The sequence below is a fragment of the Thalassotalea sp. PLHSN55 genome, from assembly GCF_052030545.1.
Taxonomy (GTDB): domain Bacteria; phylum Pseudomonadota; class Gammaproteobacteria; order Enterobacterales; family Alteromonadaceae; genus CANMXU01.
This window is the reverse complement of sequence record NZ_JBPDIH010000007.1, coordinates 88,800-101,021: the sequence shown is the minus strand read 5'-3', so window position 1 is coordinate 101,021 and position 12,222 is coordinate 88,800. Positions and strand designations below refer to the sequence as shown.

General features: G+C 40.8%; 11 protein-coding genes. 1 reads left to right on the top strand and 10 read right to left on the bottom strand.

All coding sequences use genetic code 11. The features are described from left to right. Positions 1-25: 25 nt before the first annotated feature. From ACRRSQ_RS14520 to rppH, 4 genes are all read right to left on the bottom strand, one after another. Complete coding sequence (locus ACRRSQ_RS14520) at positions 26-877, bottom strand: thymidylate synthase (protein ID WP_440876479.1); 852 nt, start codon at positions 875-877, stop codon at positions 26-28. Continuing rightward, a complete protein-coding gene (lgt, locus tag ACRRSQ_RS14515; RefSeq protein ID WP_440876478.1) occupies positions 877-1,716 on the bottom strand; it encodes a prolipoprotein diacylglyceryl transferase in 840 nt (279 codons plus the stop codon). The genes ACRRSQ_RS14520 and lgt overlap by 1 nt, the downstream gene beginning before the upstream one ends. Positions 1,717-1,890: 174 nt before the next feature. Beyond that, a complete protein-coding gene (ptsP, locus tag ACRRSQ_RS14510; RefSeq protein ID WP_440876477.1) occupies positions 1,891-4,164 on the bottom strand; it encodes a phosphoenolpyruvate--protein phosphotransferase in 2,274 nt (757 codons plus the stop codon). A gap of 102 nt (positions 4,165-4,266) precedes the next feature. Further along, the gene (gene rppH, locus ACRRSQ_RS14505; protein ID WP_440876476.1) at positions 4,267-4,773 is read right to left on the bottom strand and encodes an RNA pyrophosphohydrolase; all 507 of its coding nucleotides are present in this window, start codon (positions 4,771-4,773) and stop codon (positions 4,267-4,269) included. Positions 4,774-4,915: 142 nt separating this feature from the next. Between rppH and mutH the strand changes: the two genes are divergently transcribed. After that, the gene (gene mutH, locus ACRRSQ_RS14500) at positions 4,916-5,584 is read left to right on the top strand and encodes a DNA mismatch repair endonuclease MutH (RefSeq protein WP_440876655.1); all 669 of its coding nucleotides are present in this window, start codon (positions 4,916-4,918) and stop codon (positions 5,582-5,584) included. 108 nt (positions 5,585-5,692) lie between these two features. Here the strand turns inward: mutH and ACRRSQ_RS14495 are convergent, their stop codons facing one another. The 6 genes from ACRRSQ_RS14495 to ACRRSQ_RS14470 all read right to left on the bottom strand — a co-directional run bounded on the left by ACRRSQ_RS14495 (position 5,693) and on the right by ACRRSQ_RS14470 (position 12,203). Then, positions 5,693-6,589 carry a D-hexose-6-phosphate mutarotase gene (locus tag ACRRSQ_RS14495; protein WP_440876475.1) on the bottom strand — a complete coding sequence of 299 codons (897 nt, stop codon included), beginning with the start codon at positions 6,587-6,589 and terminating at the stop codon, positions 5,693-5,695. Positions 6,590-6,813: 224 nt separating this feature from the next. Beyond that, positions 6,814-8,067, bottom strand: a complete 1,254-nt coding sequence (locus ACRRSQ_RS14490; RefSeq protein ID WP_440876474.1) for an amidohydrolase family protein — start codon at positions 8,065-8,067, stop codon at positions 6,814-6,816. 11 nt (positions 8,068-8,078) lie between these two features. After that, positions 8,079-9,458, bottom strand: coding sequence for an amidohydrolase (locus ACRRSQ_RS14485; RefSeq protein WP_440876473.1), 1,380 nt, complete (start codon positions 9,456-9,458; stop codon positions 8,079-8,081). A gap of 253 nt (positions 9,459-9,711) precedes the next feature. Next, positions 9,712-10,311 (bottom strand): protein-methionine-sulfoxide reductase heme-binding subunit MsrQ, encoded by a 600-nt coding sequence (msrQ, locus tag ACRRSQ_RS14480; RefSeq protein WP_440876472.1) that lies wholly within the window; start codon positions 10,309-10,311, stop codon positions 9,712-9,714. 36 nt (positions 10,312-10,347) lie between these two features. Continuing rightward, a complete protein-coding gene (gene msrP / locus ACRRSQ_RS14475) occupies positions 10,348-11,355 on the bottom strand; it encodes a protein-methionine-sulfoxide reductase catalytic subunit MsrP (RefSeq protein ID WP_440876471.1) in 1,008 nt (335 codons plus the stop codon). Between the two features lie 485 nt (positions 11,356-11,840). Beyond that, the gene (locus tag ACRRSQ_RS14470; RefSeq protein ID WP_440876470.1) at positions 11,841-12,203 is read right to left on the bottom strand and encodes a glutaredoxin family protein; all 363 of its coding nucleotides are present in this window, start codon (positions 12,201-12,203) and stop codon (positions 11,841-11,843) included. Positions 12,204-12,222 lie beyond the last annotated feature (19 nt).

Below are 12,222 nucleotides of genomic sequence, written 5' to 3'. Positions count from 1 at the left end.
GCTCCTTTATTACTATTTTTAATCGTTATACCGCAAACGGGTATTTTATTGCCTCATGGCATTGATAGCCTTCAACCGTAAAGTCATCCATAGTTACCCAAGTCTCTAAGTCTTCTAAGGTTTTGATCTTAGGGTTGATGATGAGCTTAGGAGATGGGAAAGGCTCACGTTTTAGCTGCACTTCTTTCATCAATTCAAGCTGATCTTCATAGATATGGGCATTAACAATTTTATGATAAGCAATACCTGGCTTTTTGCCGGTAATTTGCGCCATTAACGCCAAAAAGGTATAAACCTGAATTTGGTTGAAGTTCAAACCTAGTGGCACATCACACGAGCGTTGAAAGCTAGTTAAGTGCAATGTATCACCTAACAATGAAAAGTTGTGAGTATGCATACAAGGTCTTAAACAACCCATATGAAACTCACCGGGATTGTAAAAGGTGATGATCTCAGCGCGGTCATCAATGCCATTAGTTAAGTTATCAACCACTTTTTTCAGTTGATCTATGGTGCCGCCACCCGCTTTCGCCCACGAACGACCTTGTATGCCATAAACACGGCCCATGTCGTCTTCACCTTTACGGTGTGGATTGTTAAGCCAATCGTCATTTAAATTGGCATTAGCATCCCAAGTTTTAGTACCGAGTTTGCGAAAATCGGCGGCATTGTCGTATCCACGAATATAGCCTAGAAACTCAGCAATGGCCGACTTGTAAAAGCTTTTGCGCGTAGTGATCATCGGAAATTCGTTTTTATCAACGCGATATTCTAAATCGGCATTAATTACGGTTAAACAACGTTTACCGGTGCGTTTGTTTTCAACCCACTCGCCTTGGTCAACAATGCGTTGACATAAATCTAAATAAGCTTGCATTATTTCGCTCCTTTAACGGCTTTGTTATTCGCACCGATTGATTGTGAACTTTGCGCGACATAGCCCCAATACATAAGTGCAATACCACCAAGTACCATAGGCAGGCTCAGAATTTGCCCCATAGAGATAAAATCAAAATAGAAACCTAAGTGCGAGTCTGGCTCTCTAAATAATTCAACGATCATTCTAAATCCGCCATAACCCATTAAGAACACACCAGAAGCTAAACCTAGCATTCTTGGTTTACGCGTTAGTGCATATAAAATGGCAAACAGCACTAAACCTTCTAAGAAAAATTCATATAATTGAGACGGGTGGCGCGGCACTTGTAAGCTGTCGGTAGGAAATACCATCGCCCACGGCACGTCGGTTTCACGTCCCCAAAGTTCAGCGTTAATAAAGTTACCAATTCGCCCCATACCTAAACCAATTGGCACCAATGGCGCAACAAAGTCGCCTACCGCTAAAAAGTGTTTATTGGTTTTACGAGCAAAAATAAAGATGGCAGTAATTACGCCTAATAAACCACCGTGGAAAGACATACCGCCTTCCCAAATCTTAAACAGATAAAGAGGCTCAGCAATAAAATAATCAAATTGATAAAAGAATACGTAACCAACACGGCCACCTAAAATTACACCTAAAAAGCTGTAAAACAATAAGTCACTAACTTGATCGCGCGTCCATAAGCCATTGCTTTTATCGGCTTCTTTATTGGCAATAAAAATTGCTGCAACAAAGCCAATTAAGTACATCATGCCGTACCAACGCAGGGCAATAGGACCTATGCTAAAAATAATAGGATCAATTTGAGGAAACTGGATAAAAGTATCAGTCATTAGGGTTAATATTCCGTAAATTCATGTGTTAACCGCTGGTAAGATGGTAATACCTCAAGCGGCTAATTTTTCGATGCCAAATTATGCCTAATAATCGCGAAAATTACTAATGAAGCTTTGGCAAAAAATGACGTTAAGTGTAATTAATCATATCAAGAAAAAATCGAGAAACGCTTAAATACCTGCGCGAATAAAGCCACCTAAACCTAAATGTTCAAGTTGTTCATTTAAATAGCTGTGCACTTGTTTAGCGGTACTTAAGGTTAACGCATGCGATAAAATCACTTTTGCACGCTGAAAATCGATATGTCTGATCACCCATTTTATTCGTGCGATATTGTGTGGGTTCATACTGAGTTTATCGTAGCCCATAGCAAGTAATAAAATCGCACCAGCAGGTTCACTGGCAAGCTCACCACAAATGCTTAATGGCACCAGATATTTACTCGACTCTTGTGAAATAGTATTAAGCGCCCTTAACACCGCAGGATGATACGAGTCGTACAAGTTGGCAACTCGGGCATTGTTTCGATCGACTGCCAATAAATATTGCGTTAAGTCATTACTGCCGACTGAGAAAAAATCCACTCGCCCGGCAAGCTCTTTTAATAAGAAAATAGCCGACGGCACTTCAATCATAATACCAATACGAGGTCGTACTAATTTAACCGTATCATCTAAGTTTAGCTCTGCAGATAGCTCATAATAGGCTTGATTAATTAACCGTAAAGAGTCATCAACTTCGGCAATACCTGAGATCATCGGCAGCATGATCTCTAAATTATTTTTTCCTAAACTTGCTTTCATCATTGCGCGAACTTGCAATAAGAAAATTTCAGGATGATCTAAGGTGATGCGAATGCCTCGCCAACCAAGAAAAGGATTATCTTCTGAAATAGGAAAATACGGCAGCGATTTATCACCGCCAACGTCTAAGGTACGCATGGTTACCGGCTTGCTCGGAAATGCGCTTAGCACTTGTTGATAAAGCACAGTTTGCTCGTGCTCTGACGGGAAGCAACTGCGATTCATAAACGGAATTTCGGTACGATATAAACCGATGCCTACCGCGCCGGCATGTTGAGAATGTTCAAACCCTGACGATAAACCGGCATTTAAATGCAGCTCAATCGCTTTGCCGTCTTTAGTAAGTGCAGGTAAGTCTTTAACTTTTTGTACTTTATCAGCAAGCGCATGTTCTTCGGTGATCAGGTGACGATATTCGGTTTTTAAACTCTCGTGTGGGTCGATAAATAACTCACCGCTATAACCATCTAAAATCGCAATGTGTTTATTTAACGGAGCTAACGGGACACGTTCAATGCCCATAATGGCAGGTAAACCAATGGCTCTGGCTAATATCGCCGCATGCGAGTTATTTGAGCCGGTCAGCGATACTATGCCTTTCAAGCCGCGATGTTGAAATTCAGCTAACATGCTAGCGGTAACATCTTCCGCCAGTAAAATAAATTCTTTTGGAAAGGTTTTTACTACTTTTGACGGGCTTTGCAAGTTCATTAAAAGACGATTGCCTAAGTCTTTTATATCACTGGCACGTTCACGCAAATATCCATCTTCAATTGCTTCAAATTGCACTACGTAGTTATCAACAACTTGCTTTAACGCACTTTCTGCGCTCCAACCAAAATTAATTTTAGCGCTAATTTCTTCACTTAAATGCGAGCTGTCTAATAGTTGTTTATACACTTCAAAAATATCTAAACTGTCATCAGATATTTTATCGCTAAGCTTTAACGCCAGTTTTTCAAAGTCTTTACGGGTTTGTTTTACCGCCAAATCAAAACGCGATTTTTGCTCAGATTTATTGTCAACTTTTTCCAGTGTCACCGTACGTAAGTCGGCTTTAGGCTGACTTACGACAATTTCACACAATGCAATACCCGGCGCGCCCGGAATACCATTAAGCTGTTTTAACCAACCGGTATCTTGTTGACGCGCAATCACGCCTCGCGCTTCAGCATTGGCGATAGCAGTTGCCAATTGTGCAGATAAGGTGACTAAAAATGCTTCTTCATTTTCGGTAAAAAAACGCGCGTCTTTTTGCTGAATGGTTAAAATACCCAGCACTTTACGTTGATGAATAATTGGCGTACCTAAAAACGCTTGTAAGTCCTCTTCTTCAACTTCGGGTGCATGATAAAAGTGCGGATGATCATGCGCATTGGCGATATTAATCGGCTCTTCTCGTTGACCAACTAAGCCAACAATACCTTCAGAAAAACCAATGGTGGTTTGTCCTAACGAGTTTTTAGCTAAACCGTCTGATGCCATTAAAACAAAATGCTCTTTGGCATAATCGGCAAGGTAAACGGAACAGCAGTCGGTGGATAAGGCGTGTTTTATCTGATTAACCAAGTGCAACAGCCCACGCTCAAGTTCAGGCTCTTGACTGAATTCGAGTACGATACGGCGTAAAATGGTTAGCATATAAATCCTTAATTAGGGCGAACGAGAAATTTGAGATTAACTAAATAATATGACAATAAAAAGGCAGCTTATATGAAATAAGCTGCTTCAACATAATAATAATCACGAACGTCGTTTTCGTTTGTCGTGACGATAAGTAGGTAATGCCACAGAGGCAAACTCTTTCATCACTTTGCGATAAACTTCTTTCTTAAACGACACTACCTGACGAACAGGATACCAATAGCTAACCCAGCGCCAATCATCAAATTCAGGATGATCTGAATGCAGTAGATCAACGGCTGACTCTTTAGCGGTAAGTTTTAGCAAAAACCATTTTTGTTTTTGCCCAATACATACAGGTTTACTATCGTGCCTAATTAAACGTTTTGGTAATCGATATTTTAGCCAATGCTTGGTCGATGCAACAATTTTTACATGTTCGGGTTTTAAACCGACTTCTTCATGTAATTCCCTATACATGGTTTGCTCTGCACTTTCACCTTTGTCAACACCGCCTTGCGGATATTGCCATGAATGCTGACCAAATCGCCTTGCCCAAAATACTTGTCCCCTGTCGTTGATTATAACTATGCCGACATTGGCTCGATAGCCTTCGGCATCTATCACAGGAACTCCTGACAAATCTTTAGAATATGTCCTTGATTCTTCCACAAACTTGCACCATGAGCAAATAAATATTTCACTTGCCAGCTCAGGACTGGGTTAGGATAATAGTTAAAATTTTCAAATAACTGCTATTGATATCAATATTCAGATCCCACATTCCGAAAACGAGCTACTGGAACGAGCACAAGCCTTAGCCGGATTTACCCTCGAAGAGATTGCGCAGCAAGCTAATATTGCAGTGCCAGAGAACCTTAATCGCGAAAAAGGTTGGATAGGATTATTACTGGAACAATGTTTAGGTGCATCAGCTGGCTCTAAGCCAGAGCCCGACTTTCCCCACTTAGGCATTGAATTAAAATCGCTGCCGATAGATAGGCACGGCAAACCACTTGAAACCACGTTTGTTTGTGTTGCACCGCTAACGGGGTTAACGGGAGTGACTTGGCAAAATTGCCACTTGCGCAACAAGCTAGCACGGGTATTGTGGGTGCCGGTGGTATCAGAGCGCACCATTGCCATTGGTGAACGTATGATAGGTACGCCATTTATTTGGTCGCCGAACGCAGATGAAGAAAAGTTATTAGCAGATGATTGGCAAGAATTAACCGATATGATCGTACTCGGTGAAGTGGAACAAATTAATGGTAAAGTGGGTCAAGTTTTGCAGCTTAGACCTAAAGCGGCCAATAGTCAGGCAAAAACTCAGGCCTTTGATCGCCACGGCCAACCCTTTATGACCTTGCCACGTGGCTTTTATTTAAAAACCCACTTTACTCATCAATTATTAAAAAACCATTTACGCTTAGGTTGAGAGCTCTAAGCTACAAGTTACAAGTTACAAGTTACAAGCTGCAAGTTACAAGTTACAAGTTACAAGTTACAAGCTGCAAGTTACAAGTTAAGAGCTAAAAGCTGCAAGTTATAAGTTGATGATACGAATTTTTTGACCAATAACAACAGTGCTTTTCGCCTGTATTTGTTGCCACTTGGTATTCGCCGCTTCCAAACAGACATATTCTTGCTCACCACCTTGGTGAACATCCGCCATAGCATTGGCCACTTCCGTGCCGGGGTTCCACAATACCCATTGCTGAGTATTTAAAGGCGTTACTTCAATGGCGCGCTGCCACTGGCTATCGCTCAGGGTGCACACTTCATTGGTGTAATAAATTCTATCTAACGGACCAACACAATTTTCTAGCGCCGTTGCTGCGCTATATTGCCCGGTAATTTTATCATCAAAGTCTGCCGGCTCTAATGCTGAGACTTGGCAGTTTGAAGGTGAACTCACTTGAAAATAACTGTGTAAGGCTGCGGTGTATTCAACGCTTTCATCAGATAAATTTGTTATATGTAAACGCTGCTCAAAATGTTCGGCAAAAATAAGCACTTGTTTCACACTAAACTCATTTGGCCATAAGGCATGCTTGTTTTCACCGGTAAAGGTAAGTTCAATTTTTACTTGTGCTTGTTCAATATCAACCGCAGTTAATTGCCATTGCGACTGACGTGCAAAGCCATGATTACCTTTCACGTCACCTTTGCTATGCGGACCAAACCAAGGCCAGCAAATAGGAATGCCACCACGAATGGCAGTGCCTTCGGTGTAAGTCGCGTCATTACTTAACCAAAATACCGGTTGCTGATCTTGAGGTTGCCACGCCAATACATGCCCACCATACAGGCTCACTTTTGCTGTGCAGAAAGCATGCTTAATGACAAGTGCTTGGTGCGAGTCACTTAAATGGGCTAGTTCGACTTGGCCAAATTCATTTTTCATTGGCAATTTAGGGACAGTTAATTGTGGTTGATTCATGTTTGAGAGCAGCTTTAGTGGAAATAATTTTCTTATAGTATGCGATGACATCCTTGTAAGAAAGTATAAAAGTATTCGCCACCAACAACTGCTTAAACCCTGTACTGTTTTCACGTAAATAGGCATTAACAGCGATAAAAAAAGCAAAGTGCGAACACTTTGCTTTTTAAATTACGATTTAACTATCTCTCAGTTTACTTATTATTGATTAACTTGTTATCGCTTTATTTGCTATAGGCTTTTGGCAGTGGACCAGAACTTAAGTAACGATCTCTAAGCGCATCTTGCCTGCTATAAGTTGACACTTCTTTGCCGTTAATCCACATTTTTTCTACGCGTGAACTTAATTCAAATGGGTCTGCGCTCCATAAAACCAAATCCGCATTTTTACCAACGGATATTTGACCACTATCTAAGTTAAATAACGTGGCCGGGTTTAAGGTTACCGCTGCAAGTGCTTGCTCTGGCGTTAACCCGTTAGCAACCGCATTACCTAAGTTATAACGTAATTGATGCAAGTTATGGCTGTCACCTTCAACGGTAAGAATTAACTGCACACCGGCTTTCGCTAGTTTGCCGGCATTAGTTAACGCAAGGTGTAACGAATCAAAACTGCCCGGTAAGTTACGCATAGGGTCAAGGATAATCGCCACATTGGCATCAGCAATTTCTTTTGCCACTAAAATAGCATCGGCTGCGCCAACTAAGATAAGCTCAAAGTTAAATTTTTGCTTAAGCGCTAGCAAGGCTAAAATATCGCTAGCACGGTCAACATGCGCTAATAAAGGCTTATCACCCGAGAGCAACGCATTAACTTCTATCTCAGTACGTTTTGGCTCAGCGGCTTTTTTATCGCCTTTTTTATCAGCACTTTTTGCAAGCTTCTTTTGCGCATCTTCTAAGGTATTGTGTAAATTCATTAAGTGTTGTGCGCGAGAACCTTTGCTTAGTGAACCTAGACCAATAACAATGGCTTGATTTTTGGCAACTATGCTGTCGAACTCACCACTTAAATCAACCGTAAACACTTGTCCTTTAAAGTCGCTGTCGCCACCTTTAGGTGTCACAATATTACGCGTAATACCACCTTTGCGGGCAAAAGGAATGAGCGTGCTTTTAGGGTTGAATGCATAACTGGCATCAAAAGTAATATCCGCTTTTTTATCGCTATAATCACGGCTATTTGAAACGGCATTCACTTCAACTAAACCTAATTGGTTGGCGCTACCGATAAAGCCAGGAGTAAGTATTTTACCTTGCGCGTCGATAATTTGATCGGCAGAAACCTCAGCCGGGTTAATTGCGCTGATGGTACCATTTTCAACGATAACAGTGGCATTAGTTAATGTGCCTTGGTCAGACACGGTATGCACAGTGGCATTAGTAATTGCGATTGTTTGTGCTAAAACGATAGAGCTTGCTGAACTAAGCAACAGCGCACTGATGTAGGCAACACAGGTTTTGGTTAGTTTTTTCATGGTATAAATCCTTATTGTTGGCCTAACATAAAGTCACTTTTCGCTTGATAAGCAGCATCGAAGCGATCATAAACCTTACCACCATCAACAAATACCTGCTCTGCTTGGGCATAAACACTAAATGGGTTGCTATTCCACAAAACAAGATCAGCTTGTTTACCTTCAGTTAGACTACCTGTTTTATCACTAATACCTAATGATTTAGCGGCATTGTGGGTGATCCAAACAATGGCGTCTTGTTCTGTTAAGTCAAAACCATTCTCTTGTGCGCGGTACAATACCTTACCCGCTTCTTGGTTTAAGCGTTGAATGGTTTTACCTGAATCTGAATGCACCACAGCACAGGAATTTTTCACCGCGTCAACTAAGGCAACATTTTCTAAGATCATGTCGTAGGCTTCCATTTTAAAGCCCCACCAATCTGGCCACATAGCGGCGCAGTTGCCATTTTCAGCTAATAGGTCAGCAATTTTATAGGCTTCAATACCATGGTGGAATGTGCCTGAGTGATAATTAAATTCTTTGCCTAAATCAATCATCATTGCCATTTCTTCGGCTTTATAACAATGATTGTGAATGAGAATTTCGCCGTCTAATACGCCACGTAAAGTATCAAGCTCGATATCTCGTGCTGGTGGTGTTGGATTTTTTCCGGCGGCGTAATCGCGATCGTATTTTTCCCAAGCTCGTTTGTATTCGGTTGCTTCAGCCCATGCCATACGATAGCCAGCCATATTGCCCATACGTGTTGAAGGCGCAACTTTCTTGCCACCGTAAACTCGTTTTGGATTTTCGCCACAGGCCATTTTCAACCCATAAGGCGCTTCTGGAAATTTCATGCCTTGCATAGTTTCACTTGGCACATTGCGCAACGTTACGCCACGACCACCAAATAAGTTGGCTGAACCTGGCAAAATTTGTAAGGTTGTAATACCGCCGGCGCGTGCTTTTTGAAAACCCGGATCTTGCGGCCAAACACTGTGCTCTGCCCAAACTTCAGAGGTATTAGGCTGCGTCATTTCATTGCCATCAGCATGCGACTCTACTGACGGACTTGGGTAAACACCTAGATGAGAATGCACATCGATGATCCCCGGTGTTATCCACTTGCCTTGGGCGTCAACGACTATCGCATTGTCAGCCGATAAATTATTGCCAACTTTTACGATTTTACCATCGGCTATCAATACGTCGGTATTTTCTAACTTTTCACCGGTGCCTGTTAATACCGTTGCCTGCGTAAACAAGGTAGTTTTTCCTGGCAGTGCTTGATATGTGCTTGGATACGGATTTTTATTTATAGTGACTTTTTCATCTTGCTCGGTTTGCAAACAGCCGCTTAGCGCAAGCGATGAAATCACCATCAATGTTGATGGCAAAATTTTATTCATTATGAATTTCCTTGATGGAACTAGGTATGTGTATAGCACTGCACAGTTTTATCTGGGCGATACACTAATAACCAGTAGAATTACTGAAACAAGTATTAACACAAATACCATAATATGAAACAACTAAAGCAACAAGTCGTCACTTGCAAGGGAAACAATAATTACGACGAATCGGCAGTAAGTTGCGACTAATCGCTAAAATATTGCAACGCCATGAAAGTCATCTACACATGACAATATGTTGTAAATGAAATTAGGAAGTAAATAAGATTTTTTTAATTTTGCTTTTACGCATACTTAAAACAAGTAAAGTGAGGAAAACATAAAATAGAGGTGAACTGATTTCAGATTTTACCGACCAATAAAAATGCCAAGCGATCAATATCGCCACAAGGTAAATACTGTTATGCAGTGTTTGCCAGCGCTTACCCATTTTCTTTTTCAATCGAGAAAGCGAAGTAATGGTTAAAGCAATTAACAAAACAAAAGCCAACATACCAATTAAGACATACGGTCTTTTAATCACTTCTTCAACAAACAACGCCACATCAAATTGCACTTCAAAAGCAAAGAAATTAACCACATGGCAAAACGCATAAACAAAGGTATAGATCCCCAACAACCGTCTAACTTGCAGTAAATAGCCTTGCTTAATTTTTTTCGCCATTGGCGATACCAACAACGTAATCAGCAACAAATTAAAGGCGCCGATGCCGGTAAAATGGATAATAGCCTCGACCGGATCGCCACCTAAGTCATCAGCAATGGCCAAATAATAATAATACACAAGCGGCAACATCGCTGATAGATGAATAAAAATTTTTAACAACAAAACTTTATTGCGAGTATTCATAGATTTAATTAACAACTCATTAGCGAGCAACAGGGGTTAATAATGCTTACGCAAGTTCATCCCTTTATATAGGTGAGCAACTTGTTCGCCATAACCATTAAATGGCAAAGTATCAATGCGATTTCGCGCAAATAAGCCGCCGGTTGTTATACGACGTTCACTGGCTTGGCTCCACCTTGGGTGATCGACTTCAGGGTTAACATTGGCGTAAAAGCCATATTCATTGGGTGCAAGCTTATTCCATGTTGTTGGCGGCTTATTTTTAAGTAAGCGAATACCCACTATCGATTTAATGCTTTTAAAACCGTACTTCCATGGTACAACTAAACGAATAGGCGCACCATTTTGTGGTGGCAGCGTTTTACCATACAAACCTACGGCTAAAAAGCTCAATGGATTTTCAGCTTCATCAATTCGTAAACCTTCAACATACGGGTACTTTATGCCGCCGCCAAGTCGACGATTCGCCTGCCCTGGCATTTGTTCTGGATCGAACAAGGTTTCAAAAGCAACGTATTTTGCTTGTGACGTTGGTTTGGCTAAGGCAATTATTTTGCTGAGCTCAAAACCTATCCACGGAATAACCATTGACCACGCCTCAACACAACGCAGTCGATAGATACGCTCTTGCAACGCAAATTGGCTAAATAGCTTGTCGTAATCTAGGGTAATTTCTTGCTCAACTTCTCCGGAAATTTTTAACGTCCACGGATTCACGTTAAATTGTTGCGCAAGTTTTGCAGGTTGATCTTTTTTACTGCCAAATTCATAAAAATTATTGTGAGTGATCACTTTAGTTTCAGGCGTTAGTATTTGTTGATCTGCAGGTGCTGCGCTATAGGTTAACGGGCTTGTTTTAAAGCTTGCTTGCGCTTCTTCTTTATCAAAAAAATCTAAGAATTGTGCATTAGCTTGGCTTGGCAATAACGCACTTGCGCCAAGAAAACCGAGCTTTTTTAAAATGCTTCGACGGTCATGATAAATGCTTTCATCAGTTACATCGTTCTCTGACAACTCATGTGGCGATTTATTTTTGATCAACATAATACATTTATCCCCTACCTTAAAACGTGAACTGGCTGAAACCTAGTTAAATCGAAATTTATTAACCATTAACAATTCAACAAAAGCTAAATTAACGCATCATTGAAAATGCAATTTCTAGAGCGTGTTGATCTTTGTGGTATGAATTTTGTCCAATTTAAACGTTTTCTGATCGCGGCACTAACTTGAAGGCATAGTGGTTCTACGTCTAAAGTTAGTAACAAAGAGCAGGAAGCGTTTAAATGGATCCTTCGGACAGCGTTTGTTTGCCATTTGCTACTGCGTTATCACTCATTTATGTAGAATAACTACACGACAATCGCTCTACCTTGTATAAATGGCAAACAATTCGCTGCAAAAACACACACCAAAGATCAACACGCTCTAATTATAAGACCTAGATACAGCAAAAAATATTCATAAAAAAACGCATAATTTAAACATTATGCGTTTTTCAGTTAGGTAAAAGTAGTGAGTTGGACGTGCTAAGCGGCAAATTTTTGCAAATATTGCACGATCTCTTTTGACTCATATAACCATTGCACTGGCTCATTTTCTTTCGCAATGCGCAAACAAGGCACAGTGCGCTTACCGCCTTCTTTGATCAACTCATCAAGGTATTTTTGATCAGAGTTAATATTAGTTAAAGCGACATTTAAACCATTGCGTTTCATCGTTCTGCGCACCTTTACGCAAAACGGACACGCCGGTAATTGATATAAATTTAAGTGCTGAGTACTTTGATCAATTTTTTCTTGCGCTTGCGCCGTTCTTTTCGGTGAACGTGGTGAAAAAACAAAATTGAGTAATAAAATAATGCGGCCTAAGATCCAACGGATAATAAACATAATTGCCCTTGTAAAAATA

Excerpts from the sequence above, each read along its gene's own strand:
- ACRRSQ_RS14520 (WP_440876479.1), bottom strand. The coding sequence starts at position 877 with ATGCAAGCTTATTTAGATTTATGTCAACGCATTGTTGACCAAGGCGAG.
- lgt (WP_440876478.1), bottom strand. The coding sequence starts at position 1,716 with ATGACTGATACTTTTATCCAGTTTCCTCAAATTGATCCTATTATTTTT.
- ptsP (WP_440876477.1), bottom strand. The coding sequence starts at position 4,164 with ATGCTAACCATTTTACGCCGTATCGTACTCGAATTCAGTCAAGAGCCT.
- ACRRSQ_RS14495 (WP_440876475.1), bottom strand. The coding sequence starts at position 6,589 with ATGAATCAACCACAATTAACTGTCCCTAAATTGCCAATGAAAAATGAA.
- ACRRSQ_RS14490 (WP_440876474.1), bottom strand. The coding sequence starts at position 8,067 with ATGAAAAAACTAACCAAAACCTGTGTTGCCTACATCAGTGCGCTGTTG.
- ACRRSQ_RS14485 (WP_440876473.1), bottom strand. The coding sequence starts at position 9,458 with ATGAATAAAATTTTGCCATCAACATTGATGGTGATTTCATCGCTTGCG.
- msrQ (WP_440876472.1), bottom strand. The coding sequence starts at position 10,311 with ATGAATACTCGCAATAAAGTTTTGTTGTTAAAAATTTTTATTCATCTA.
- msrP (WP_440876471.1), bottom strand. The coding sequence starts at position 11,355 with ATGTTGATCAAAAATAAATCGCCACATGAGTTGTCAGAGAACGATGTA.
- ACRRSQ_RS14470 (WP_440876470.1), bottom strand. The coding sequence starts at position 12,203 with ATGTTTATTATCCGTTGGATCTTAGGCCGCATTATTTTATTACTCAAT.